The following is a 25064-nucleotide window of genomic DNA, read 5'->3' on the forward strand; positions in this document are numbered from 1 at the left end:
ATCCTTGTTGCAGGGGGATGCGGCTTTGTTTAATACTAATCTGATTTTCGCTGCTGCAGGAATTCACTGATGTTGCGGACAAAGTCTTCCTTTGGATAAGTATGATATAAAGTGCTTGCAAGCCGGACCGGATCGCCGGAGAAATATCTTTCGTAATGGGTCTGCCTTGTGCCAAAGGGGCTCATCGTCAAATCCCAGGCCAAACGGAAGAGCTGGACCCGTTCCTTTGCATTCAAGCCTTCCGCTTGAAGATATTGATCAAGGTCAGCCCGGATGCCTGATTCAAAATCTTTTTCAGTCGGCAGTGAAGTTAGGCCGCTTGCGCCGATAACCTGGATGATCTCGCAAAAACGGGGATATAGTTCAGGGAAAAGATTACTGGCAATCTGGAGAGGGACAATGCTCGGGCGCATGCATCCAAACTCATCGGGAATTGCATCGTTTTCTGACTTCTCGAGCAGCGCTTTCATCGATTCAAGGCCTATGATGATTTCGGCCATCTTGGCTTGTATATGCTGATATTCACTGACATTGAGGCACTTTACAATAGATTCGGCAATGCCGAGGATGAATTCCGTTTTAACGATCTGCCTGATCAATGCCTGGTGATAGGCAAAGGAATGGAAGCTGCTCTTATTTTTGAACGCCAGCGCAGCCTCGACATTGTCATAGAGAAATACCCTTTCCCAAGGGACCAGGACATCATCAAACACGACGATAGCATCCATTTCATCGTAATGGGAGCTGAGGGGGTAATCAAAGGCAGAGCCATCGCCTGCAAAGGATCCCCTGCAGATGAATCGCAGCCGATCCGTGTTGGAGGGGATGGAAAAAGCAAATGCCTCCTCCGTATCAAACCTGCCGGGTGAGCTGAGCACCAGCAGTTCATCGGTCAATCCTCCCTGGGTCGCCAAAAGGCGGGCGCCCTTGATGACCAGGCCATTATGGTTCTTCTCCACTACCTTCGCCGAGATCGGGGTGTCAGAGCCCAAGTAGAAGGCAGAACGGTTGACCTGGGGGGTGATGAGCGTGTGCGTGAACGAGAGATCCTCATGGATGGCACGTTCATAAAGTGCCTGCACATGCCCGGGAAAACAGTTTTCCCTGCCCGCGAGGACGGAGGCAGAGGCAGCAAGGCTCATGACCGCCGTATTCATATAATCCGGGCTTCTGCCCATCATGCCGTGGGTGCTCATTGCCCAATGCTCAGTCATTTTTCTTCTCTTCAGCAGATCCTCTTTTGTTTGAGGCCTCAGGTATGACAGGCCTGCCAGCTCTGCGGTGCCAGGTATGCGAAATGTCAGCTCTTCCTGCAATGGCGGATCGCATTGCTTATCATAGAGAGAGGCCTTTGCCGTCACAATTCCTTTAAAAGCAGGATGCTCCGAAATTTTCCCCGCGACCCTTTCCCCGTCCAGCCAGACCTCATTTTCCATCAGATCCAATCGTTCAATGAATTCCTTCCCATTCCGAATTCCCATTGTCCCAATCCCCTTTACATATTTGGCCAACAGAACGTGCCTTTAAGCTATTATCACTGTATTGTCCGGCTTGGCTGTTCGTTCCAGGGGGAAAAGCCCTGTTTTTGAATGGGCTGCTGGTTTTCTTTTGGTCAATCGCGGATCTCGGAGCCCCTGCGTAAAAAAAAGCCGGCCGCTCAATTCGAAGCTGGCTTTATCATTTTGCAGGACTAAACGCCGGCAGTCTATCCCTCGGGCTGCTGAAGCAAAGCCTCCGGTTCTCTCCGGGCAACTATTCATAGATAAGCAGAGAAGTCCTCTACTCCCGCATAAGGTTCACGATTCTTAATCTTCCGCTTCAAATCCTCGAGTGTATATTCCTGCCAATCTTCTAAATGAGCTTTATCCCATTTTCGGCGGAATAACTGATATAAGAAAATCTCCCTTAATTTTAAAAAAATCGGTATCTGGGCAATTGTGTCGGGATGGAGCTCTGTTTCGGACTGATATCCGCTAAAAACATGATGCATAAACCGGCGTGAGAAAGCTTCTGCCTCCCCGATGAACGAGTCCTGCTGCCAGTAGGCGTGGTAAAACAGCACGGCCAGATCCTGCGCAAACCAATTACAGGCGCATTCGTCAAAGTCGATTACCACGATTTCCCCATTTTCCCGAACGATAAAATTCCCTTGATGAAAGTCATTGTGGATGAGCCCAAAAGTGTCCAGGGACAGTTTATATGGCTGCAGGTCTTCCATCAGACGGTCATATTCCTTCTCTAGCCAGCCAGCAAGATCATTTTTGATGCCAAACACATCCGGATTCTCTTTCGTCCAAACAGGCCGCCTATTATTCTCAATCCTATATTCTTTTGATAAAGCGTGCATCCTCCCCAATATCCGTCCAAACTGTTCAAAATTCCTTTCGTTCCAATGGGCGGGATTGGTCACGTCAACAGGGTTCCCTCTGACAAATTCGAAGTGAGCCTTTACCAGTCCGCCATCCAGTTCGATTTCCTGGGCAGGTTTTGATAAAGGAATTCCGTTTCTGTGTAAGAAATCCATCCACTGAAGCTCCTGATGTACTTCTTCTGCTGACTTGCAGTTAGCAGAAATCCTTATGATTCTATTATCGTTTTTATCGTAGAATACTTCATTGTGGAAACCGCCGCTGAGACGCTCATATCTCTCTTTCATACTAAAATCCCTCTCCCTGAGAACATGAATTTATTAGTAGTATAAGCTGATTTAAGGCGGAAGGAAATCGTTTCTGAATTAACTTGTAAAATGCTGGGGCTTACAAAGATTACAAGCAGTATGATGAAAAAAATAAGATCCCCCTGGGCTGCAGGAGAATCTTATAAAGGATATATTAGTATATTTTATTTGCTGGCTTTAAACTGTCCTGCCAATGATTACAAACACTCCGACTCAACGATATGGATCAGGGCCTTCAGCATCTCAACTGATTGGTCCAGTGTAAGGGAATAATAACGCTGCGTACCCCGCTGTTCCATTGCAACAAGCTTCTGGTCCCGAAGGATTTTTAAATGATGGGAAATAGCCGGCCTGGATAAGGCAGACTGATCCGCTATTTCATTTACACTTAAGCTTTCATGATCGGCCAAGAGTAAAATGATATCCTGTCTTGCGGGATCGCTTAATGCCGTGAAAAGCGGTATGCATGAACGGAATACTTCAATTGCCTGCTGTCCCATCGAACAAACTCCTTTAGCCTTTTTCTCCCATAATTAAAGCTTATTTAAGCGTCTTTTGCAACATATTTAGCGATCTTGGCCGCCGCGCTTCTTGGAAGAAATTTTGCGGCATAGGCCCCAAGCTTATTCGAGGTGCCCGTAATGACCACACGCTTTCCAGCCATCAGGGCCCGGTATCCCTGCTGTGCAACCTCACTTGAATCCATGGCTCCGCTGAACATTTTGGTTTTTTCCACCTTTGCAACAGAGGCAAAATTGGTCTTAGTGGCACCCGGACATAAGGTGGTGACGGTGACATTTGTATCTGCCAGTTCTTCGGCCAGGGCTTCTGACAATGATAATACATAAGCTTTCGTCGCATAATAAACAGCCATTAAAGGGCCAGGCTGGAAGGCAGCAGTACTGGCAACATTCAGGATTCTGGCCTTATCCTTTTGACTCTTAAGGCCAGGCAGAAAATGATAGGTCAGCTCAGTAAGGGCGGTGACATTCAATTGGATCATTTCTGCCTGCTTCCGAATATCCAGCTCATGGAATGGCCCCATAAGCCCAAAGCCTGCATTATTCACTAACACATCAATGGATATTCCAGCTGCTGAGACTTCCTCATAAACCTCTTTTGCCGCGCCTGCTATACTCAAATCCTTACTGATGGTTAAAACCGAAAGATCTTGGAACTCTTTTTTAATTTCCTCCAGCTTTGCTTTATTCCTGGCCACCAATACCAAGTCATAACCGTCTGCAGCAAACAATTTTACAAAGTCATATCCTAAGCCACTGGTTGCGCCTGTAATTAAAACAGATTTTTTCATCATTAAAACCTCCATCTTTTATATAAATGTTTAAAAGTTTAAATGTTTAAGTGTTTAAACATATAATATGACAGAGGGAAACTTCTTGCAAGTATTTTATTGTGGAAGAATCTTAAATGACAGAAGAGGGATGAAGCCCAGCAATGGAGAATCTATCCGTAAGAGCTATTTCAGCGCTTCATGAATAGAGGGAAAAGATGAATACCGATAAAAGAAACCGGCTGGGAGAGACCCCCTTCAGTTATCGTATCAATAAAGAGAATATAGTTTTTCTGGAGTATTTCGGAAAGCAAGTGAAGATTCTCAAAGGAAAAGAGGCTGAGAGGTTTTTAAAAAGAATGGATTCAGCTTTAAACGAAAATAAAACACAATTAATCATGGCGAAGGCAACTGGTAATTTCAAGAGAGAAAATGAAAAGCAGGCCTTGGAGCAAAGGGGAAAGGAATAGGCCCAAAGGATGCCAGGCTGGGAAACTAACACCCTCTGCACCACAGAAATCAAACCAGAGGGTGCTAGTCAGAGAAACTAAGACCCTCTGAATCATAAAAACCAAATCAGAGGGTGTTAATCAGAGAAACTAAGACCCTCTGAATCACAAAAATGCAATCAGAGGGTTCTAGTCAGAGGAACTAAGACCCTCTGAATCGCAAAATTGCAACCAGAGGGTGTTAGTCAGAGAAACTAAGACCCCCTGAATCACAAAATTGCAACCAGAGGGTGCTAGTCAGAGGAACTAAGACCCTCTGAATCACAAAAACCAAACCAGAGGGTGTTAGTCAGAGAAACTAAGACCCTCTGAATCGCAAAAACCAAACCAGAGGGTGCTAATCAGAGGAACTAAGACCCTCTAAATCGCAAAATTGCAACCAGAGGGTGCTAGTCAGAGGACCTAAAACCCCTTGAATCACAAAAATGCAACCAGAGGGTGCCAGAGCCGCCTCCATTGGACGACTCTGATGATGCCTAATATGAAGGGTTTCCTTTTTCAGAAACGAATCCTGTTATTATCGTAAAAATAAGGAGACAGAAGGAGAACGCTAGTGGATAAAATAAAAGAACTGCACATACCAAAGGATGCCAGGATAATCGTCACTTCGGATATCCACGGAGAAATTGGCCTTTTCAAGGAGCTTTTGGAAAAGGTTGATTTTAACAGTGAGGATTACCTCATTATCAACGGCGATATTTGTGAAAAGGGCAGGAACAGCAAGGAGACTGTGAAATACATAATGGAGCTTGCATCGCTCAATCCCCGGGTGCAGGTGATTGAAGGAAATTGCGAGGCTCTGGTTGGGGAACTGCTTGCAGAAAATCCATTGCTTATCAGATATTTACTCTCAAGGCGCTATTGCCTTTTCAATGAATGGCTGGCAGACGCGGGGTTCCCGCTGAATGAACAGACAAGCATCAGTGAGGTAAAAGAAGTCTTGATAGAGCATTTTTCAGAGGAAATCGAGTGGCTGTCCAGCCTGCCGACAGCTATCGAAACAGAAGATTATATCTTTGTCCACGCAGGGCTGGAGAATTTGGGAAATTGGAGGGAGACAGACAGGGATAAGGCTATTTCGATTCCTTCTTTTCTGGAAAAATCCCATCAGGCAGAGAAGTTTGTAGTCGTCGGCCATTGGCCTGTTGTGAATTATTCTAAAGATATTCCGAGTGATAATCCAATCATTGATCGGGAGAAAAAAATAATCAGCATCGATGGCGGGAACAGGGTGAAGGATAAAGGGCAATTGAACGCCTTCATCATCCAGAGGAATGCTGGTGAGGATATGTTCTCCCATGCCTATGTGGACGGAATCCCTGCTTGCCGGGCCGTTAAGGATTTCTCTGAAACCTTTGATATGAAGGGGGCCATACTTTACCCTGATTATGATATCGTTCCTTTTGAAGAAGATGAGTATTTTACCTTATGCAGGCAGCCGGGTAAGGACGAGCTGCTTTATGTGAAAAATGAATACATCTTGCAAGAAGAGAATGGCAGGTACAAGGTGAAATCTGATGTTTCCTGCTCTCTTATAGCCGTGAGTAAAGGGGATGCTGTGTCTGTTCTGGATGACAGCTGCTCAGGCTTTGCACTGATCAAAAAGGACGGGATGACCGGCTGGATAAGGAAAGAAATTCTGCCTGCTGCTGTGCTTGCAAATTAAAGGATCTGGGCATTCTTATAGCAGTCTAAATAATAGGAGGACACTACATGAATAAATTCAGTCTGTTCGGCAGGTTTACAGTAAAAGAAGGGGAACGTGATCATATGGTCAGTATCCTTCTTGAAGCAGCGGAATCCATGAAGGAACTGAATGAATGCGAAATCTATCTTGTCCATACAACAGAAGCTGAGCCGGATGCTGTCTATGTTTACGAGTTGTGGAGCGATGAGGCTGCCCATCAAAACTCTTTGTCCCTTGAATCAACCCAGACCTTAATCAAGCGCGCCAAGCCTATCATTACCGGGATGGAGCGGATCAGCACCATGGAAGCCAGGGGAGGAAAGGGTATCTCCGGCTATTAATATTGAACAGGGGAAAATCAGCTGCCAGTCTCTGGCGGCTTTTCTTTTTTCAGGAGGGTGAGAAACTCAAATCATTCGGTTGACTTTCCAGCGGTTTCGGTGTTTAATATGACTAACGAACGTTAGGAAGGGGATTTAACTGTGGCTGTTGAGCTGACCAGTGAAAGAATCAAAATGACTGCTCTGAAGCATTTTGCCCAGTTCGGCTATGAAGGGGCCTCGATGGCGAATATTGCAGAAGAAGTCGGTATCAGGAAGCAGTCTATCTATACACACTTCAAAGGAAAAGATGAGCTGCTGCTGGAAGTGCTGGATGATGTGCTGGAGGAAGAACTGAGGTTTTTGGATGACTATGCAGAAACCCATAAGGAGAGCCGGCTTGAGGACTTCCTTTATGGTTTTCTTTTACAATACCGTGACCGCTATGGAAACGATGACTTTACGAAGTTTTTATTAAGGATGCTCTTTTTTCAGCCTGCCCATCTTTCAAAAGAGGCGGAGGAATTCGGCCGGAAATATGTCGATCATCTCGAAGAAATGCTTATTCTCGCTGCCAGTAAGGGAGAAGAGGACGGACGGATTGACAGCGAGTTGGGGGCGAGGCCGGCCGCAGTGGCGTATACGGGTGTGCTGGATGGTTTGTTTTTCGAGCTGTTGACAGGAGATGCATCAAGGGTCCAAGAGAAGCTTGATTTTTCCTGGCGTATCTATTGGAGAGGGGTATCCAGTAAGCGCAGCAGGACATGATACTTACAGGAGGGAAAGGTATGAAAAGAAATAATATTGCTTTGGCCATTCTGCTTATGAATCTGCTGATTGCCTTTTTAGGAATCGGCCTAGTGATTCCTGTTACACCTGCCATTATGAATGAATTGAATATATCGGGTACGGTTGTCGGCTATATGATTGCTGCCTTCGCGGGCGCCCAGCTGATTGTGTCGCCTATAGCGGGAAGATGGGCAGACCAGTTCGGCAGGAAGAGGATGATTGTGATTGGCCTGTTCATTTTCAGCGCCTCGGAGCTCTTGTTCGGCCTGGGGCAGTCTGTTATGCCTCTATTTGTCTCCCGCATCCTTGGAGGCGTGAGTGCGGCGTTCATCATGCCTGCTGTTACGGCGTTTATTGCTGACATTACAACGATTAAATCCAGGCCAAAAGCGCTTGGCTATATGTCCGCGGCCATCTCGACAGGATTCATTATCGGGCCTGCCATCGGCGGATTTTTGGCAGAAGTTGACACAAGGCTTCCGTTCTTTTTTGCCGCGGCATTTGCCCTTGGTGCGGCTGTATTATCACTGATGACGCTGAAAGAGCCGGAGCGGAATCCGGAAAATGAGGAAGCGGAGGAAGCCGGGACACAGAAAGCCGGCTTAAAGAGGATCTTCGCACCAATCTATTTCATCCCGTTTGTGATCATTCTGATCTCTGCCTTTGGCCTGGCGTCCTTTGAGTCGCTGTTCTCATTATTTGCCGATCGCAAGTTCGGATTTTCGCCGAAAGATATCGCTATTATGATTACAGGGGGAGCCATTCTTGGTGCCATCGTCCAGATTGTCTTCTTTAGCAAGCTCACGATTTGGCTCGGGGAAATCCGGCTCATCCGTTATTGCCTGATCTTTTCGGCTGTGCTTGTATATCTGATGACGACGGTGAACTCTTATGCAGCGATTCTGATGGTTACAATGACGGTTTTCGTCGGCTTTGATTTGATAAGGCCTGCCGCTACCACTTATCTTTCGAAGATAGCAGGGAATGAGCAGGGGTTTGTCGGAGGCATGAACTCAATGTTTACAAGCATAGGCAATGTTTTGGGCCCGATCATCGGCGGGATGCTTTTTGATGTGGATTTTGACTATCCCTTTTACTTTGCAGCCGTTATGATTGTCCTTTCGATTGGCCTTTCATTCTTATGGGCGGAACCAGGGAAAAGGAAGAAAAAAGTGGCGGGGAAGTTGTCTGCCGGGTGATAAAGGGAGCTGATTGGTTTAATGCCAGTCAGTTTTTTTCTTGCTGCTGCGGTAACCGTAGAAAATATATAAAAAAGCCGCTCTGCTGCAATAGCAGAGCGGCTTTCATTTTAGTTGCGGATCAGGTAATCAAACGCACCGAGGGAAGCAGTCGCGCCGGATCCCATGGAAATGATGATTTGCTTATAGGCGCTGTCTGTGCAGTCGCCGGCCGCAAATACACCAGGGACATTGGTCGCGCCGTGCTTGTCCACGATGATTTCGCCGAAGCGTGTACGCTCGATTGAATCGCCGAGCCAGTCTGTGTTTGGCACAAGACCGATTTGAACGAAGACACCCTGAAGCTCAACATGATGCTCTTCTCCTGTCTCACGGTCAATATAGGAAATGCCGTTCACTTTATCAGTACCGGTGATTTCCTTTGTCTGAACGTTCTTCAGGACAGTTACGTTAGGCAGGCTGTACAGGCGGTCCTGGAGGACAGCATCGGCCTTCAGCTCAGGCATGAATTCAAGGACAGTTACGTGCTTGACAATGCCGGCCAGGTCGATTGCCGCTTCAATTCCGGAGTTTCCGCCGCCGATAACGGCAACATCCTTACCTTCAAAGAGCGGGCCGTCACAGTGAGGGCAGTATGCCACACCTTTGTTCTTGAACTCAGCTTCACCAGGGACGTTGACATTGCGCCAGCGGGCACCTGTTGAAAGGATGACGCTCTTGCTCTTCAGCACAGCGCCATTTTCAAGTTCAAGTTCGATCAGGTCTTTCTTTTCCAGGCTCTTCGCGCGCTGAAGGTTCATAACATCAATGCCGTACTCTTTCACATGCTCCTCAAGGCTTGCAACAAGCTTAGGGCCTTCCGTATGCTTGACACTGATGAAGTTCTCGATGCCAAGAGTATCCATAACCTGGCCGCCGAAACGCTCGGCTACAATGCCGGTGCGGATGCCTTTACGTGCCGCATAGATTGCCGCACTCGCGCCGGCAGGGCCGCCGCCGACAACAAGGACATCGTAAGGGTCTTTATCAGACAGCTCGGATGCATCCGGGCCGCTGCCCATTTTGCCAAGAATTTCTTCAAGGCTCATGCGGCCGCTGCCGAATGATTCGCCGTTCAGGAAGACTGTCGGAACAGCCATGATGTCTCTGCTTTCGACTTCTTCCTTGAAAGCGGCGCCGTCAATCATCGTATGCGTGATGTTTGGATTGAGAACGCTCATCAGATTGAGTGCCTGTACCACATCAGGGCAGTTATGGCAGCTCAGGCTGATATATGATTCAAAGCGATATTCGCCTTTGATGTTTTTAATCTGGTCAATAACCTTCTGGTCGGCTTTAGGTGCCCTTCCGCTGACCTGCAGCAAAGCAAGCACCAGTGAAGTGAATTCATGTCCTAGAGGGATACCGGCAAAAGTTACTCCTGTATCTTCACCGATCCGATTCACACTAAAGCTTGGTGTCCTATGCAATTCTGCTTTTTCCACCTTAATGCTGGATGACATGGAGGCCAATTCGTCTACCAGTGCCAGCATATCGCGGGAGACGTCGTCAGAGCCTGCGCTGACCTTGAGCAGGACCTCGCCTTCCATTAATTGAAGATATTGAGCTAACTGTGCTTTTATATCTGCATCTAGTACCATTTGAATTTCTCTCCTTAGATTTTTCCTACAAGGTCAAGGCTTGGCTTAAGTGTTTCTCCGCCTTCCTGCCATTTAGCAGGGCAAACTTCACCTGGATTGTTGCGTACATATTGGGCTGCTTTGATTTTGTTGACGATTGTGCTTGCGTCACGGCCGATGCCGCCTGCATTGATTTCAACTGTCTGGATGATGCCGTCTGGATCGATGATGAAAGTACCGCGGTCTGCAAGGCCTTCCTCTTCGTCAAGAACATCGAAGTTGCGAGTAATCTTTTGTGATGGGTCACCGATCATAACGTACTCGATCTTGCTGATTGCTTCTGAGTGGTCATGCCAAGCTTTATGTGTAAAGTGAGTGTCTGTTGAAACAGAGTACACTTCAACTCCAAGATCTTTCAAAGTTGCATATTCGTTCTGAAGGTCTTCAAGCTCAGTTGGGCATACGAAAGTGAAATCTGCAGGGTAGAAGCAGACTACGCTCCACTTTCCTTTGAAGTTTTCTTCTGTTACATCGATGAAATCACCGTTAAAGTAAGCTTTTGCTGAGAATGGCAGTACTTCTTTTCCAATTAAAGACATTTGAATTCCTCCTAAGTATTTTTTTAGAAAATAATAGCATGCCCACAGGACGTCACTATTACTTATCTATAATTATTATAATCAGATATAAATTATTATATATTAGGGTGTGGTTTGTCAAGGGATAGGCACAAGCAAATCTGTTTTAAAATAGCTTCCTCCCTAGTGGGATCCTGATTGGGACTAATTTAATTTCTTTTGTCCCGGACAGCAGGCGATTTTCAATTAATCATATTTACCTTATTAAAGTTGATAATTTGGGCCGGGGGGTCGGGTCCCTTGGCGCGGAAGCGAGGCAGCTGATTCTTAACGGGCAGACCGGACAATTTTCTGAAGACAGAATCGCTTTCCTCCGCTATTCTATTAAAGGATAGGGGGTAATCGGAAGTGGAAGTATTGCTTCACGGAATCATACTCGCCTTCGGCCTGATTCTGCCGCTTGGCGTTCAGAATGTGTTTATCTTTAGTCAGGGTGCTCTGCATAAAAGGTTTACCGGTGCGCTGCCGGCAGTGGTGACGGCGGGGATATGCGATACCATTTTGATTTCGCTCGCGGTTGCGGGGGTGTCTATTGTTGTTTTAAGCTTTGACTGGCTGCGGATGCTGCTGTTTGCAGCAGGAGCCGTCTTTCTTGCTTATATGGGCTGGCAGATGTGGAAAAGCAGGCCGGAGCCCGCAGCAGGAGAAGGGCAGGGCAGCTTCACGGCAAAGCGCCAGATTGCCTTCGCCGCTTCTGTCTCCTTGCTGAATCCCCATGCCATTATGGACACGATCGGTGTAATCGGAACAAGCTCCCTTGCCTATGAAGGCTATGAGAAAGTGCTGTTCTCCGCCGGATGCATCGGAGTCTCATGGATCTGGTTCCTGGGCCTGGCTTTTGCAGGCAGGAAGCTCGGCCAAATCGACAAAAACGGCAAAGTCCTTGGCTTGATGAACAAAATCTCGGCCCTCATCATCTGGGCCATGGCAATCTATATGGTCGGGCAATTGATTTGAGCCAGGGGGTCTGTCCCCCTGGCTCTCTTTTAAGCCAAGGGGACAGACCCCCTGGCTCGCTTATAGCGCATCCTTCACGACTTTCTTGGAGTACAGGACAGATAGTATGCCAAAGATGGAGTAGAGGATGGTGTATAGGATCATGACGCTGATCATGGGTGTCCATACTTCGGCTCCGAACATGAACCAGCCGGATTGGACGGCGAAGTAGCTGTGTACAAGGCCGATCGCAAGCGGGATCCCGAAGCTGAACAGCTGCTTGGCCTGAAGGCCCTTCATGAGATCTCCTGTTGTGAAGCCCAGCTTGCGGAGAATCGTGAAGTTCGGCTTTTCGTCCTCGCTTTCGCCCATCTGCTTGAAATAGAGGATACAGCCGGATGTGACGAGGAAGGAAAGCCCAAGGAAGCCCACAATGAACATGATGAGCCCCATATTGCTCTTTTGGCTGATCATGACATCAAGCTGTGAATCGTTCTCTCCGCTTTCGCCAAGCTGGAGCGCATGGAAGGCTTCATTGGCGTCATTTAGGCGTTCCGGATCTTTTATATCAATGCCGATATATACATTATTTTCAGCCTGCTGTCCGGGATCCATCTCCGCCTTCAGCTGCTCAAAAACAGCGTCATCTACAATGGCAGTCTGGAGGCCGCCTCTTGTATAGTAAAGCGGAATCAAATAATCCTTTTCCAGGCCAATGTAATTGAGCGGAATTTCTTTTTCCTTGGTATGAAGCTTAACCTTTCCGGAATCCTTCAAGGGCATGAACCTTTGAAGAACGTCGCTGTAGCCTGTAAAAATGGCCTCATTTTCATCAAGGTCTTTTCTCCCGGCCGAGCTTTCACTGATGACCGGCAAGTCCATCTTATCGGTATCGAAATTCATTTCCTCCAGCTTTTTCCCTTGAATGTCTTTGACATCAATAGAGGCTGTAACTACTTCAATCCGTTTTTCCCTGTAATCAATGTTTTTTGAGTCCAGCTCCTGCCTGAACCGCACCGCGCTATCTTCGACCGTGAAGGAAAAATCATTTGGCACATTATCCCGCGCCATCTTTTCAGCCGAATAATAGGAGATATAGCTGAGTGAAAGCAATCCAATCGCCAGGGCGGAAACCGTAGTGATGATTGTCAGCAGCAGCGCATTCGATTTCATCCGGAACATGATGGACGAAAGGGAGAGCACTTCTTTTACATTCAAATATCCGTCCTTTTTCTTGCGAATCAGATAGATGATGAAGCTGACTGAGCCTTTATAGAAGAAATAGGTCCCGAGAATGACAGCTCCTAAAATGAAGATCATCGCCCCAAACAGTTCCGGCATCGATGTGAAATCTCCTTCGAACAGTATGCCTGACACATAATAGCCGGCCGCAATCAGGATGATGCCGAGAATGCCGATGATGATATTGAAAATAGACATTTTCCGGATCTTTTCTTCAGCGGATGACTGGACCCTGAAGAGCGACAGGATGCTCTGTCCTTTAATGAATAGATAGTTTACCAGCATAATGAGCAGGTAGATGGCCGTAAAGACGATAAGGGTCTGTACGAGAGCCTTATTGGAAAAATAGAGCTCAGCCACCTCATCAACACCAGTGATTTTGAACAGAATCATCATCATCAGCTTGGAAACCAGGAAACCGGCCATCATGCCGATGAGGAGTGAGCCGTAGTAGAGCATGAAATTCTCTGCGGTCAGGATACGGAAAATCCGGCTTTTTGTCATGCCGATCAGCTGGAATAAGCCGATCTCCCGGCTGCGCCTTTTCGTAAACAGGCTGTTGGCATAAACAAGAAAGACTGCCACAATGGCCACAAGAAGTACAGAGGCCGCTTTCATTCCGGCCCCGCCCTTGATGGAGCCCTCAATCTCATCCATCGCCGGGTCGTACTGCAGGGTGACAAACGCAAAATACAAGGCTGCGCTGAAGATAAGCGCGAAGATATACAGATAATAATTCTTCACATTCTTCTTCAGGTTCTTCCAAATCAGCTGGTTAACGCTCATCCTGCACACCGCCCAGCACAGCCTGCGTTTTCATAATATCCTTGAAGAAAGCCTGCCTTGTCTGCTCTCCTTTATTCAGCTGCGTATAGATCTGCCCATCTTTGATGAAAATCACGCGGCTGCAGTAGCTCGCCGCGGCGGGATCATGGGTAACCATGACGATTGTCGCCCTGCGGCTTTCATTCAATCCGCCAAGCTTTTTCAGAAGGTCTGCGGCGGCCTTTGAATCGAGCGCCCCCGTCGGCTCGTCGGCGAAAATAATGCTCGGCTCATGGATAAAAGCCCGCGCTGCCGATGTCCGCTGCTTCTGTCCGCCGGAGATTTCATTCGGGTATTTATCTTTCAGGTCCATGATGCCAAGTTCAGATGCGATGGTTTGGAAGCGCTGGTCTGCCTCCTTTTTTGCTACCTTCGAAATAGACAGCGGCAGAAGGATATTTTCCTTTACCGTCAGAGTGTCCAGAAGGTTATAATCCTGAAAAATAAAGCCGAGGTGATTTTTCCTGAACTCAGCCAGCTTTTTTTCCTTCATGACTGTCATTTCCTTATCTTCAATCCGGATCGTTCCGCCGGTTGCTTTATCGATCGATGATAATACATTCAGCAAGGTTGTTTTTCCCGAGCCGGAGGCCCCCATGATGCCGACGAACTCGCCTTCGTGAATCGCCAGGTCAATGCCCTTCAGCACCTCCTGCCGGTTCAGCTTCGTGCCGTAGCTTTTATGGAGCTTGATTGCTTCTAGAATCGCCATGTAAGCTTCCTCCTCTAATCTTGATAGTCTTATTATAAAAAGAACCCTGATGGAAATCCTTGCAGCAGACGAACAAAAAGGAAAAGCATGTGACAATCTTGTCACATGCTGATCACTTGGGAAAAATCATTTCTCTTTGGAAAGGAAAGGGTAAAAGCCGTGCCTTCTCTAAGAGAGGATTGCACCTCTATTTCAATGAGAAGAGGAACGGCCGCTTTTTTTGTGAGATACAGCCCCATCCCTGTAGCAGCATGGTCTTCATGCTTGAATGTTGAGGTAAAGCCTTTATCAAAAATACGGGGCAGGTCCCTCGGGTCGATTCCCCGTCCAAAATCGCGGATTTCAAGCTTTGTCTGCCCCTGCTGTTTCCAGCTCTTGATCTTAATGTCTCCTGCATCGCTGTATTTGATGCTGTTCGTCAGGATCTGCCTGATGATAAAAGCCAGCCATTTGCCGTCTGTCAGCACCTCTGTCTCCTCAAGGCTGATATCAAAGCCGATCCCTTTCTGGATGCACCAGGCTTTCATCGTCAGCAGCTCGTGGTGGATGACCTCCTCCAGATCAATCTTCTGTATGTACAGGTCATTCTCAATAAAAGGGATCCGCTTCTGGTGAAGCTGCTGGTCGAGAAGCAGGTGGATGCGGAGCCATTCATAGGTAAGGCTCGATTTGAGCGGTCCGTCTTCCATCCTTTCAATCATCAGGTGCAAAGCGGTCAGAGGTGTTTTAACCTCATGGATCCAGGCAAGCATCTGGTCCTTTTCTGTCTCCAGGGCAAGGTGGAGATCCTGGGCCTCTTTTTTCAAAAGGGCGGACTGCTCATACATGGCTTCTTCCACAACCTTTTCAAACGGGCTGGAGGAGGCGGGGAGACTGCCTGGATCCAGGTCCCCTAACCGTTCCTCCAGGTTTTTATAAAAGCGAGCCTCCCGCTGATAGCGGACTGCCAGGAATATCAGAAACGAAATGAAAGACAGTCCCGCAAAGTACAGAATGCTATCGAAGGGAATGGCAGAATCGACGAATGAGATGAACAGCAGCAAAGCGTGGGCGAACAGGAAGAACAGAGTCCAGCTAATCCGCTCCCGCAGAAAACGGCGTATCATGTGCTCTGCTCCTCCACTGCCATATAGCCCATTCCGACCTTTGTTTCAATAAAGCTGCCCAGCCCGATTTCCTCAAGCCTTTTGCGCAGGCGATTGATGTTAACCGTCAGGGTATTGTCGCTGATGAAGCGCTTATCATCCCACAGGCTGCTAATCAGCTGGTCACGCGTCACAATCTTGTTCTTCTGCTCAACCAGCTGCTTTAGAATGAACATTTCATTCTTGGTCAGCTCCACTCGCCCGGTTTCATTTTCCACGATGCCCCGTTCAAAGTCGATTGCAGCACCGCACCATGTCTTCAGCTTCACTTCATCCGTGCTGTAGCTGTAAACGCGGCGCAGGATCGCCTGGATCTTGGCAATGAGCACCTCAAAATGAAACGGCTTCTGCACAAAATCATCTGCACCCAGCTGCATCGACATCACCATATCTGTCGGATGGTCCCGAGACGACAAAAAGATGATCGGCACATTCGAACCCGACCGGATCATCCGGCACCAATGAAAGCCATCGAAGCGGGGCAGCTGAATATCAATGACTACCAAATCGGGCCTAATCTCCGCAAACTCCTCCATCACCAGGCTGAAATCCTTAATCCCAAGCACCTCATACGACCACTGTCCCAGCCGCTCCTCCATCTCCTGAAAAAGAGACCGGTCATCCTCAATCAGCAAAATCTTAAACACACCCATCACCACACGTTTCTAATCAATTACCTCAAGTGTAAGGAAATAATGGGAAATGGGCAAGTGGGCCAGGGGGTCTGTCCCCTTGGCTCAAGTAGGCCAGGGGGACAGACCCCGTGGCTCAGCCGAAAGAGGGACGGTAAGCCTGTCCCTCTCTTTGCTATATTTCCACCTCGGTACCTGCTCCGAGTTCGAGTGCTTTCTGATAGACAGCACTGGCAATGGCCAGGTCGAAATAGGCGGTGCCAACCGATTTGAAAAAGGTGATTTCCTGGTCATTTTCCCTGCCGGAAATCTGCCCTGCTGCGAGCTCCCTGAGTTCACCGTGCAGCTGATCAAAGCTCCAGGTCCCTGAATTTGCCGGAATGATCAAATCGCCAGCCTCTTCTTTTACGCCCTCAATCGTATCAGCCACAATTTTAGAGCATTTCAGCAGCGTCTCCTCGCCGACTTCCTGCATATGAGGCTGATAAGAGCCGACACCGTTGATATGGGTGCCAGGATTAAGAGCTTTCCCTGAAAAAACAGGAGTGGAAGAGCGGGTGGCGCAGATAATGATATCCGCTTCGGCAGCGGCACTGTCAGCATCGCCGGAGATTGTGATTGTCCCGTCAAAGTCCGGACAAAGCTCCTTGATTTTTGGGGCGAATTTTTCAGCTTTTTCTTTGGTGCGGTTATAAAGGATAACACTGGAAATCTCCCTGACTTCAAGGACGGCCTGCAGCTGTTCCTCTGCCATTGCCCCGCAGCCGATGACAGCAACAGTCCGGGCATCCTCCCGCGCCAGATGCGCAGTTGCCACCCCGCTGATCGCCCCGGTCCGCAGGCTTGTGAGATAGGAGGCGTTCAAAAGGGCAAGGTGATCGCCATTCCTGGCATCACTTAATAAAATCACCCCCTGGGTCGTTTTCTTGCCGATGGAAGGGTTGTGCGGGAAAATGGTAACAGCTTTGACAACGGATTTTCCAGCCGATGGCATGGCGCACGGCATATAAAGGGCAGATGCTTCATGCTCGGGGATATCGAGGACTGCCCGGTGCGGATTGAGGATTTCAGCTTCTGTTTGCCGGATCAGGCCTTCCCTCATATCCTGGAGGGCATTTTTCATAGAATAAAAGGATCGTATGTCTTTTTCAGATAAAATAAGCATTCATAATTCCTCTCTTTCTGAAAAAAAGGAACTGCCGCAGCAATTCCTTTTTCTTTTTTTAAAGCGTAGCGTTTGTCTTTGGGGTTTCTGAGATCACTGTGCTGGTGTCCAAGTCCTGGTTGTTCCGGTCCTTGATGCTTGCCACGGCAACCAGAGAGATGGCAGCAGTCAGCATAATATAAAGGGCAACCGGGACATAGGAGTTGTCATATGCCTGGAGCAGGGCGGTCGCAATCAGCGGCGCGGTTCCCCCGGCAAGGGCAGCCCCGATCTGGTAGCCCAGGGAAATGCCGGTATAGCGGACATTCGATTTAAAAATCTCAGAGAACATAGTCCCGAGCACAGCCGTTATAGGGGCCCAAATGATACCGAGGCCGAGGACTGTCGCAACGATCAGCATCAGGGACGATCCCTGCTGAAGCATCCAAAAATAAGGGAAAGCATAGAGCATCATTAAGATTGTGCCTCCGACATACAGCTTCTTTCGGCCAATCTTATCAGAAAGGCCGCCCATGATCGGAATCAGGATGGTTGTGACAATCGTGGCAATGGTGACCGCGTTGAGCGTCACTGTCCTGGAAAAGCCGAGCTGGGTGGTCGCATAGGAAACAATGAAGGTTGAAAAAATATAAAAGGGTGCGGTTTCGACTACCTTGGCGCCAACCGCAATCAGCACTTCCTTCCAATGGGTGCGCATTGTTTCGACGAACGGAACCTTTGCGATTTCACCCTTTTCCTGGGCTTTCTTGAAAGAAGGTGTCTCATCGATCCCTTTGCGGATCCACAGCCCGAAAATAACGAGCAGGGCGCTAAGGATGAAAGGGACGCGCCAGCCCCATGACATGAAGGCCGCTTCCGGGAGCAGCGACATGATGGATAATGCCAGTGTGCCTAGCAGCATTCCGATCGTCACGCCCATCTGCGGGACGCTGCCGAACAGGCCGCGCTTCTCTTTAGGCGCATACTCCACTGCAAGCAGGAGCGCTCCGCCCCACTCGCCGCCAAGCCCGATGCCCTGGATCAGGCGAAGGATAATCAAAAGGATTGGCGCTGCCACCCCGATGGAAGCATAAGTAGGCAAAAGCCCCATTAAAACGGTTGATCCCCCCATCAGCGACAATGTCAGGACAAGCGTTTTCTTCCTGCCGATCCTGTCGCCGATATGGGCAAAAATCACACCGCCCAGCGGACGAATGAAGAATGCCAGCGCAAATGAAGCATACGCCAGCAGCAGGCCGACCGCCGGATCTTCACTGTGGAAGATCACCTGATTAAAAACAAGCGCCGCCACCGTCCCGTACAGGAAATAATCAAACCACTCAATCGAACTGCCTATCAAACTTGCAATTAATACCTTATTCGCCACTTTCTTATCCACGGGCATCTCTCCTTCTAAATGGATTTTCACTTCAAGCACTTCCCCTGAATCCGGCCCTGCAATATGTATAGGGAAAAAAGGACAAAAACCAGCCATGGCAAAATGCTATACAGACTAGGATATAATCTAAGCCTCCCGGAAACAAGAGCCAAAGATAATTAATTATAAATTTTCTGAAAAGTTATCATCAAGGCCGATGACTCAGATATCAGCAATACAGACCCTGACTGCCATAACTGAACTGTTTTTGTGAGATAATAAAAGCAAAGATACAGTGCGAAAACCAACAAGAGGGAAGAGTGAAAATGGAGAAATCAGAGAAGATCTTTTTCGATTATGCCAGTGACCGTGATTTGAGCCAATCGGAGATGGACATCCTTTCCTTTCTGATAAAAAGGAAATTTGAGGACAAGCCTTTGAGCATCCGAAACGCGGCTGATGAACTGTATGTTTCAACCACCTCCATCATGAGGCTCTGCAAGAAGCTTGGCTTCAGCGGCTATAGCGAGTTTATTTTTAATTTAGGGCTTAAGATCAAGAATGCGCATGATTCCGACCACGGGTCGGTTGTTGAGATCCATTCGCCCCTGGAGGAATCAAGGCAGGAATTCGTCCGCAATTTTAATTCCAGCTTTGAAGCTCTTGATGAGAAAAGCATCCAGGCATTCCTGGCTGAAATAGAGAAAAGCAGCAAGATTTATTTTTATGGGGCGGGCTTTTCTACCCTGTTTTCCAATTATCTTTCAAAAAAGCTGGAGCTGTTTGGCTATTATGTATCCAATGCCTCCACAAGCGACAGCCGGGCCATCTTTTTCAACAATATCCAAAAGTATGACGTTATGATTGTCTTTTCCCGTTCAGGCGAGACTGGCAAGGTCATAGAAAAAATGAAGATTGCCAAGGATAAAGGAATCAGGACCGTCCTTTTTACAGGCAACAGCCGCAGCACAACGGCAAATCTTGCAGATATCGTCTTTTCCGTCCTTGACCCGACGATCGAATCCCAGCAGGAGTTTCAGGTAACCTCCTATGAATCCAATATGTTCATGATGATTGATATTATCCTCATTCTGGCGATTAAAAAGGGAATCATCAAGGAGTATTGAGGAAAAGCGAAGCAGGGGGCACCGAATGAACTGCAAATGCTGATAGATTCTTTTACAGGGAAGTCCACATTGGAATACGAGATAATATGCCAATTTCAAGTATCGTAAAGACCGCGCCTGATAAGAAACGGACTTCCCTATTTCCCCTTACAAGACCAGGCCTTCACCCCGAACATCCCCTGAACGCAACATGTAACATGTTACGTTTTTTGTTCACATAGTACAGAATCCCGAGAAAGCCTTTTCATAAATTTGGCCCATGCTTATACTTTGAATTGTAAACGACAGCTTTTGATCGATGGAAAGGAAGTTGCATATGAAAAAGGTTGTAAATGGTCTTCAGCTTTTTGGTAAATCCATGTTTGCTCCTATTTTAATACTGCCAATCATTGGCCTATATATTGCGTTCGGGAACGTGTTTGGAAACGGAAATCTCGCACAATATATTCCGTTCCTCGACAACCCGGTGATCCAGAACATCGGAAAGTTCATTTCTTCTTCCGCTGTTTCGATCCTGCAGAACCTGGCGCTGATTTTTGCGGTCGGGATTCCAATCGGGCTGGCAAAAAAGGATAAAGGCTATGCGGCCTTAACCGGTCTTGTCACTTTCGTTATATTCATCAACGCTATGAATCAGGTGCTGAAGCTATCTGACCGCCTGGTGCCGGCTGAGGAAATGCAAATGGCCGGACAAGGGATGGTGCTGAACGTTCAGGTGCTGGAGATGGGGGTATTCTCAGGAATCCTCATCGGAGCCCTGGTAGGTGTCCTGCATAATAAATATTCCAGCACAGAATTCAAGGGTGTGATGTCCATCTATTCCGGACACCGCTTTGTGGCCATACTGGCCATCCCGACTGCGATGCTCCTTGGTGCCTTTGCAGCAGAATTCTGGCCGATTGTCCAGAATGGAATCACCAATTTGGCCAACGGCATCAAGAGCATGGGGGCATTCGGCTTCCTGATCTACGGCTTCCTGGAAAGGATTCTAATTCCGACTGGACTCCACCACCTCGTCTACACTCCATTCCTGTATACAGAGCTTGGCGGCACACAGTCAATTGCCGGGGAAATTGTCCATGGTGCAAGGAATATCTACTTTGCTGAAATGGCTGATTCATCTGTAAAGGTGCTTAGCGATACCGTTAACTGGGATGCCCGCGGCTTGAGCAAAATGTTCGGCCTGATGGGGGCTGCCCTGGCCATGTACTTGGCTGCCGACAAGAAGAAGAGAGCGGTTGCGAAGGCAATCCTTGTGCCGGCTGCATTCACTTCCTTCCTTTTGGGTGTTACCGAACCGATTGAATTTGCATTCTTATTTACGGCTCCGATCCTGTTTGCCATCCATGCCGTCCTGGCTGGAGTAGGGATCATGCTCTTGCATATATTTGATGTCCATGCAATCGGTGCCAATGGCGTTATTGACTTCCTGCTTTACAACCTGCCTCTTGGCACAGAAAAATCCAACTGGCCGATGTTTATCCTGGTCGGACTGATCATGTTTGCTGCTTACTTTGTCATCTTCAGCTTCCTGATTGTAAAGCTGGATCTGAAGACACCGGGACGCGAGGAAGACACTGCAGCAGAAGGACAGCCTGTGCAGGCTAAAAGAGAAGCAGCAGCTGGAAATGCAGTTGCGATGGGTGAAACGATCATCGCGGCTTTGGGCGGCACAGAAAATATTGAAAATGTTGATAACTGCTATACACGTCTAAGACTTGTCCTGAAGGACCCCGGCAAGGTGGATGAAGGCCTGCTGAAGGAAACAGGTTCAAAAGGTGTCATAAAGTCAGGGAATAACGTTCAGGTTGTGTACGGATTAAATGTAAAAACGGTCCGAGAATCTGTTGATCAAAACTTAGGGGGAATTTAACCATGACTACTTATAAATTGGCTATTGCAGGCGGAGGAAGCACGTATACACCGGGAATTGTCAGAAGCCTGATGGATCGTTTGGAAGATCTGCCATTGTCGGAAATTCGCTTCTATGATATTGATGGAGAGAGGCAATCAAAGGTTGTTGTGGCAGCCAAAGCGGTTATTGCTGAATATACAGATCAAATTAAGGTGATTGATACAACCGATCCGGAAACAGCCTTTGAAAATGCAGACTTTGTTTTTGCCCAAATGAGGGTCGGCAAATATGCAATGAGGGAGCTGGACGAAAAAATTCCATTATCCCATAACGTTGTTGGCCAGGAAACATGCGGGCCAGGCGGACTGGCATATGGCTTAAGGACAATTTTCCCGATGGTCGAACTCATTGATTATGTTGAAAAATACGCAAAAGATTCATGCTGGATTGTCAACTACTCCAACCCTGCTTCCATCGTTGCTGAGGGAGTGCGCAAGCTGCGCCCGAATGCAAAGGTCGTCAATATTTGCGATATGCCTGTTGCAACCATGCGCAATATGGCAGGGATCCTTGGAGTCGGCAGGGAAGACTTGAATGTAGATTATTTTGGGCTCAATCATTTCGGGTGGTTCACAAAGGTAGAAGTTGACGGTGTTGACCGTCTGCCGGAGCTTCGCGAGCATGTCAGCAAGTACGGACTGCTGACTGAGGACATCTCCAAGATTGACTACCGACATGCTGATTCATCATGGATCAAGACGTTCAAGAATATCAAGCCAATCATGGATATGTTCCCTGATTACCTGCCAAATCCTTATCTGCAGTACTATCTGCTGCCTGACTATATCGTTGAGAACTCCAACAAGGAGCATACACGTGCCAATGAGGTCATGGAAGGCCGGGAAAAATCACTGTTCGAAACAGTGCGCAAGTTTGAGGAAACCGGTGTGCTTGAAGATGCCTTCCACGTTGGCGTACATGGCATCTTTATCGTCGACGTTACCGTTTCAATCGCGAAAAACCTCGCTAATCGCTATCTGGTTATGGTGGAAAACAACGGCACCATCCCAAATCTTCCGGCAGACGCCATGATCGAAGTGCCTGCACTGATCACCAATAAAGGACCGGTCGCTGAATATGTGGGAGAGATCCCATACTTCCACAAAGCGATGATCGAGCAGCAGCTTGCTTCCGAGAAGATCCTGGTAGAAGCCATCACAGAAGGCTCATATGAAAAAGCATTGCAGGCCTTCACTCTGAATAAAACCATCCCATCCGCTTTCGTGGCGAAAAAAGTGCTGGATGACCTTATTGAAGCTAATAAAGAATACTGGCCAACCCTTGAAAAGAAATATAAAGAAGGCGTACTGGCATAAGCACACAGAAAGGCTCCTTCCATGGCGGAAGGAGCCAGTTTTTTGTACCGGGGAGAGTTTCAATGGCCGGGCGGCAAATTGCCTGCCATTTATTCCTTCTCCTCCAAATCCTCAATCAGCTTCTTCATCTCCTCAATTTCCCTGCGCTGCGCTTCAATGATATCCTCAGAGAGCTTCTTGACCCTCTGATCGGAAATGCCGGCGCGTTCACTCGTCAGGATGGCGATGGAGTGGTGGGGGATCATCGCTTTCATCCATGCGGTGTCATCGATGGTAGCCTGGCTGCGGACGAGCCAGAGGGAAACCGCGAATACGAGGGCGCTTCCCGCTAAAATCATATAATTCAGCTGCTTATTTTTGTACATTTTCCACATGAACAGCAGCATGACAATGGCCATGGCCGATCCCATGATCAGCGCCATATACACCCGTGTCTCGCTGTAAAAAATATGATCGAGCTGAAAAACATTCAAATACATAAGTCCGAACATAATGATCGTTGAAACGGCGATCATCAGGCCAAATCTTGCGTAATGCTTCATTGCAAACCCCTCTTTCTCTATAGTTTCTATACTGCTCGTTCCCTTGCTGCACCCGGAACAAACCAGAAATTCTCCAGGCGGCTTATATCGTGGCCGGCACAAAAAGCCGGAAACTGATGTCTCCGGCTTTCCTTTTATTCATTGTCATTCAAATATGGGGACAAGAAACCTGTCCCTTCATCCTGCTCAAGCCTCCGGATCAATCTGCCTGACAATCTCCTCGCAGATCTGATGGGTGATGAGCGAGTCTTCGATGGAGGGATCCGGAGTTTTATTCTGCCGGACCGAGTCGAGGAAATGGCCGATCAGCTGGTAGAAGCCGCGTTTGTAGAGGGTGGGCTCCCAGTCGCCGAATTTGGTCACCTGAATGCTTTTGTCATGATAGTGGACCGTTTCGACAAGGGCATTGACCACAAACTTATCCTGGCCGGTGCTGTACTCGATGATTTCCTCAGTAACCCCGCCATTGCGGTTCATGATGCCGACCGCCGTGCTGCTTTCCCCGATCAGCTGAACGATGAGGTGGTCCAGTTTGCCGCCTGATCCTTTTGACTGGACAGTAACATCCTTGACCGGCTCATCCATGAGGAAGCGCAGTGTGTCAACAACATGGATGAAGTCTTCCACCACGAATCTCCTTGCAGCGTCAGGGGAGGAAAAGCGGTTCTTCTGCATCAGAATAAGGTTTGCCCGGCCATGCCCCTTCAGCTCCCTTACCCTTGGAATGAAGCGGCGGTTAAAGCCTGTCATGGCAATTTTGCCTTTTTCTTTTGCCAGACTGACAATCCTTTCGGTTTCTTCCAAGTTCATGGAAACCGGTTTGTCTATGTATACATGGATGTCATGCAAAAGCAGTTTTTGGGCAATTTCAAAATGTGCCTCGGTCGCGGTGCTGATAATGGCTGCCTCAGCCCCTGCAGCAATCAGCTCCTCAACAGTGCCTGCCGTTTCCCTGATTCTGTACTTGTCTGCAAGCTGATTGAGCGTCTCCGCATTTCTTGTACAAAGCACAAGTTCAATCTTTTCCTGTTCCGACAATACAGGCAGATATGCCTTTTTAGCAATGTCTCCAAGGCCGATGATGCCAATTTTCATATGCTCACTCCGTTCCAAAAATTTTTATACAAATGAATTGGTGATCCCGCCCTTGCCGGCATAGGTGCCCTTCACCGCGCCCACATATAGTTGACGATGGTACCGGCACTCAATCCTGGATCTTAAATACTCTGCATCTTTTATATTCCCTATATGGGAAATAGCGAAGACTGTATTGGAAAAATCGGCTTGACTCTCTCCGATAAGGTCAAAAGGCCATTGGAAAACCGCTTAGTGCCGCGGACCATTTCCAGCATTTCAATACCTTTATGCTGGTTATATGATTTGCCGCTGTCTCCCTGATTATAGCAATTCCGCCAAAAAAG

At 47.9% G+C, this 25064-nt stretch carries 23 protein-coding genes; 9 read left to right on the top strand and 14 right to left on the bottom strand.

The genetic code is table 11. From position 1 onward, the window contains the following. Positions 1-35: 35 nt before the first annotated feature. From hpaB to CYJ37_RS07125, 4 genes are all read right to left on the bottom strand, one after another. A complete protein-coding gene (gene hpaB, locus CYJ37_RS07105; protein WP_101548765.1) occupies positions 36-1481 on the bottom strand; it encodes a 4-hydroxyphenylacetate 3-monooxygenase, oxygenase component in 1446 nt (481 codons plus the stop codon). A gap of 275 nt (positions 1482-1756) precedes the next feature. Then, a complete protein-coding gene (locus CYJ37_RS07115; RefSeq protein WP_101548767.1) occupies positions 1757-2656 on the bottom strand; it encodes a phosphotransferase enzyme family protein in 900 nt (299 codons plus the stop codon). 218 nt (positions 2657-2874) lie between these two features. Continuing rightward, positions 2875-3177: an ArsR/SmtB family transcription factor gene (locus CYJ37_RS07120; RefSeq protein WP_094767952.1), complete on the bottom strand. Its 303-nt coding sequence runs from the start codon at positions 3175-3177 to the stop codon at positions 2875-2877. Between the two features lie 44 nt (positions 3178-3221). Continuing rightward, the gene (locus CYJ37_RS07125; protein ID WP_022544543.1) at positions 3222-3989 is read right to left on the bottom strand and encodes an SDR family NAD(P)-dependent oxidoreductase; all 768 of its coding nucleotides are present in this window, start codon (positions 3987-3989) and stop codon (positions 3222-3224) included. A gap of 197 nt (positions 3990-4186) precedes the next feature. On the opposite strand from CYJ37_RS07125, the gene CYJ37_RS07130 reads away from it, so the two are divergent. The 5 genes from CYJ37_RS07130 (at position 4187) to CYJ37_RS07150 (ending at position 8472) form a co-directional block, all read left to right on the top strand. Beyond that, positions 4187-4438: a hypothetical protein gene (locus CYJ37_RS07130; protein WP_101548769.1), complete on the top strand. Its 252-nt coding sequence runs from the start codon at positions 4187-4189 to the stop codon at positions 4436-4438. Between the two features lie 592 nt (positions 4439-5030). Further along, positions 5031-6143: a metallophosphoesterase gene (locus CYJ37_RS07135; RefSeq protein ID WP_101548772.1), complete on the top strand. Its 1113-nt coding sequence runs from the start codon at positions 5031-5033 to the stop codon at positions 6141-6143. 47 nt (positions 6144-6190) lie between these two features. Then, positions 6191-6505, top strand: a complete 315-nt coding sequence (locus CYJ37_RS07140) for a putative quinol monooxygenase (protein ID WP_101548774.1) — start codon at positions 6191-6193, stop codon at positions 6503-6505. Between the two features lie 141 nt (positions 6506-6646). Further along, a complete protein-coding gene (locus CYJ37_RS07145; RefSeq protein WP_101548776.1) occupies positions 6647-7252 on the top strand; it encodes a TetR/AcrR family transcriptional regulator in 606 nt (201 codons plus the stop codon). A gap of 20 nt (positions 7253-7272) precedes the next feature. Beyond that, a complete protein-coding gene (locus CYJ37_RS07150; RefSeq protein ID WP_101548778.1) occupies positions 7273-8472 on the top strand; it encodes an MFS transporter in 1200 nt (399 codons plus the stop codon). Between the two features lie 110 nt (positions 8473-8582). Here the strand turns inward: CYJ37_RS07150 and ahpF are convergent, their stop codons facing one another. Beyond that, on the bottom strand, positions 8583-10112 hold the full coding sequence (gene ahpF / locus CYJ37_RS07155; protein WP_101548780.1) for an alkyl hydroperoxide reductase subunit F: 1530 nt from the start codon (positions 10110-10112) through the stop codon (positions 8583-8585). Positions 10113-10126: 14 nt separating this feature from the next. Then, complete coding sequence (gene ahpC / locus CYJ37_RS07160) at positions 10127-10690, bottom strand: alkyl hydroperoxide reductase subunit C (protein WP_009794427.1); 564 nt, start codon at positions 10688-10690, stop codon at positions 10127-10129. A 387-nt stretch (positions 10691-11077) separates the two neighbouring features. On the opposite strand from ahpC, the gene CYJ37_RS07165 reads away from it, so the two are divergent. Next, a complete protein-coding gene (locus CYJ37_RS07165) occupies positions 11078-11686 on the top strand; it encodes a LysE/ArgO family amino acid transporter (RefSeq protein WP_101548782.1) in 609 nt (202 codons plus the stop codon). Between the two features lie 60 nt (positions 11687-11746). On the opposite strand, the gene CYJ37_RS07170 is transcribed toward CYJ37_RS07165, so the two are convergent. The 6 genes from CYJ37_RS07170 to CYJ37_RS07195 all read right to left on the bottom strand — a co-directional run bounded on the left by CYJ37_RS07170 (position 11747) and on the right by CYJ37_RS07195 (position 18770). After that, a complete protein-coding gene (locus tag CYJ37_RS07170) occupies positions 11747-13693 on the bottom strand; it encodes an ABC transporter permease (protein ID WP_101548784.1) in 1947 nt (648 codons plus the stop codon). Further along, a complete protein-coding gene (locus CYJ37_RS07175) occupies positions 13683-14444 on the bottom strand; it encodes an ABC transporter ATP-binding protein (protein ID WP_101548786.1) in 762 nt (253 codons plus the stop codon). The genes CYJ37_RS07170 and CYJ37_RS07175 overlap by 11 nt, the downstream gene beginning before the upstream one ends. Before the next feature lie 101 nt (positions 14445-14545). Next, entirely contained in the window at positions 14546-15550 is a 1005-nt protein-coding gene (locus tag CYJ37_RS07180; RefSeq protein WP_101548788.1) for a sensor histidine kinase, read from the bottom strand. Further along, on the bottom strand, positions 15547-16236 hold the full coding sequence (locus CYJ37_RS07185; RefSeq protein WP_101548790.1) for a response regulator transcription factor: 690 nt from the start codon (positions 16234-16236) through the stop codon (positions 15547-15549). Before CYJ37_RS07185 ends, CYJ37_RS07180 begins: the two co-directional genes overlap by 4 nt. Positions 16237-16396: 160 nt before the next feature. Continuing rightward, on the bottom strand, positions 16397-17386 hold the full coding sequence (locus tag CYJ37_RS07190) for an ornithine cyclodeaminase family protein (protein WP_101548792.1): 990 nt from the start codon (positions 17384-17386) through the stop codon (positions 16397-16399). 58 nt (positions 17387-17444) lie between these two features. Next, the gene (locus tag CYJ37_RS07195; protein ID WP_263625351.1) at positions 17445-18770 is read right to left on the bottom strand and encodes an MFS transporter; all 1326 of its coding nucleotides are present in this window, start codon (positions 18768-18770) and stop codon (positions 17445-17447) included. A 299-nt stretch (positions 18771-19069) separates the two neighbouring features. On the opposite strand from CYJ37_RS07195, the gene CYJ37_RS07200 reads away from it, so the two are divergent. From CYJ37_RS07200 to CYJ37_RS07210, 3 genes are all read left to right on the top strand, one after another. Next, on the top strand, positions 19070-19870 hold the full coding sequence (locus CYJ37_RS07200; protein WP_094767969.1) for a MurR/RpiR family transcriptional regulator: 801 nt from the start codon (positions 19070-19072) through the stop codon (positions 19868-19870). A 316-nt stretch (positions 19871-20186) separates the two neighbouring features. After that, positions 20187-21743 carry a PTS transporter subunit EIIC gene (locus tag CYJ37_RS07205; protein WP_101548794.1) on the top strand — a complete coding sequence of 519 codons (1557 nt, stop codon included), beginning with the start codon at positions 20187-20189 and terminating at the stop codon, positions 21741-21743. A gap of 2 nt (positions 21744-21745) precedes the next feature. After that, positions 21746-23101, top strand: a complete 1356-nt coding sequence (locus tag CYJ37_RS07210) for a 6-phospho-alpha-glucosidase (RefSeq protein ID WP_101548796.1) — start codon at positions 21746-21748, stop codon at positions 23099-23101. A gap of 89 nt (positions 23102-23190) precedes the next feature. On the opposite strand, the gene CYJ37_RS07215 is transcribed toward CYJ37_RS07210, so the two are convergent. Next, positions 23191-23643 carry a DUF305 domain-containing protein gene (locus CYJ37_RS07215; RefSeq protein WP_101548798.1) on the bottom strand — a complete coding sequence of 151 codons (453 nt, stop codon included), beginning with the start codon at positions 23641-23643 and terminating at the stop codon, positions 23191-23193. A 186-nt stretch (positions 23644-23829) separates the two neighbouring features. Beyond that, positions 23830-24738 carry a Gfo/Idh/MocA family protein gene (locus CYJ37_RS07220; protein ID WP_101548800.1) on the bottom strand — a complete coding sequence of 303 codons (909 nt, stop codon included), beginning with the start codon at positions 24736-24738 and terminating at the stop codon, positions 23830-23832. Positions 24739-25064 lie beyond the last annotated feature (326 nt).

It is taken from the genome of Bacillus sp. UMB0728 (genome assembly GCF_002858875.1).
Lineage (GTDB): Bacteria > Bacillota > Bacilli > Bacillales > Cytobacillaceae > Bacillus_AB > Bacillus_AB infantis.

Coding starts and splice junctions, on each gene's coding strand:
- hpaB (WP_101548765.1), bottom strand. CDS start 1,481: ATGGGAATTCGGAATGGGAAGGAATTCATTGAACGATTGGATCTGATG.
- CYJ37_RS07115 (WP_101548767.1), bottom strand. CDS start 2,656: ATGAAAGAGAGATATGAGCGTCTCAGCGGCGGTTTCCACAATGAAGTA.
- CYJ37_RS07120 (WP_094767952.1), bottom strand. CDS start 3,177: ATGGGACAGCAGGCAATTGAAGTATTCCGTTCATGCATACCGCTTTTC.
- CYJ37_RS07125 (WP_022544543.1), bottom strand. CDS start 3,989: ATGAAAAAATCTGTTTTAATTACAGGCGCAACCAGTGGCTTAGGATAT.
- CYJ37_RS07130 (WP_101548769.1), top strand. CDS start 4,187: ATGAATACCGATAAAAGAAACCGGCTGGGAGAGACCCCCTTCAGTTAT.
- CYJ37_RS07140 (WP_101548774.1), top strand. CDS start 6,191: ATGAATAAATTCAGTCTGTTCGGCAGGTTTACAGTAAAAGAAGGGGAA.
- CYJ37_RS07150 (WP_101548778.1), top strand. CDS start 7,273: ATGAAAAGAAATAATATTGCTTTGGCCATTCTGCTTATGAATCTGCTG.
- ahpF (WP_101548780.1), bottom strand. CDS start 10,112: ATGGTACTAGATGCAGATATAAAAGCACAGTTAGCTCAATATCTTCAA.
- ahpC (WP_009794427.1), bottom strand. CDS start 10,690: ATGTCTTTAATTGGAAAAGAAGTACTGCCATTCTCAGCAAAAGCTTAC.
- CYJ37_RS07170 (WP_101548784.1), bottom strand. CDS start 13,693: ATGAGCGTTAACCAGCTGATTTGGAAGAACCTGAAGAAGAATGTGAAG.
- CYJ37_RS07175 (WP_101548786.1), bottom strand. CDS start 14,444: ATGGCGATTCTAGAAGCAATCAAGCTCCATAAAAGCTACGGCACGAAG.
- CYJ37_RS07180 (WP_101548788.1), bottom strand. CDS start 15,550: ATGATACGCCGTTTTCTGCGGGAGCGGATTAGCTGGACTCTGTTCTTC.
- CYJ37_RS07190 (WP_101548792.1), bottom strand. CDS start 17,386: ATGCTTATTTTATCTGAAAAAGACATACGATCCTTTTATTCTATGAAA.
- CYJ37_RS07195 (WP_263625351.1), bottom strand. CDS start 18,770: ATGCCCGTGGATAAGAAAGTGGCGAATAAGGTATTAATTGCAAGTTTG.
- CYJ37_RS07200 (WP_094767969.1), top strand. CDS start 19,070: ATGGAGAAATCAGAGAAGATCTTTTTCGATTATGCCAGTGACCGTGAT.
- CYJ37_RS07205 (WP_101548794.1), top strand. CDS start 20,187: ATGAAAAAGGTTGTAAATGGTCTTCAGCTTTTTGGTAAATCCATGTTT.
- CYJ37_RS07210 (WP_101548796.1), top strand. CDS start 21,746: ATGACTACTTATAAATTGGCTATTGCAGGCGGAGGAAGCACGTATACA.
- CYJ37_RS07215 (WP_101548798.1), bottom strand. CDS start 23,643: ATGAAGCATTACGCAAGATTTGGCCTGATGATCGCCGTTTCAACGATC.
- CYJ37_RS07220 (WP_101548800.1), bottom strand. CDS start 24,738: ATGAAAATTGGCATCATCGGCCTTGGAGACATTGCTAAAAAGGCATAT.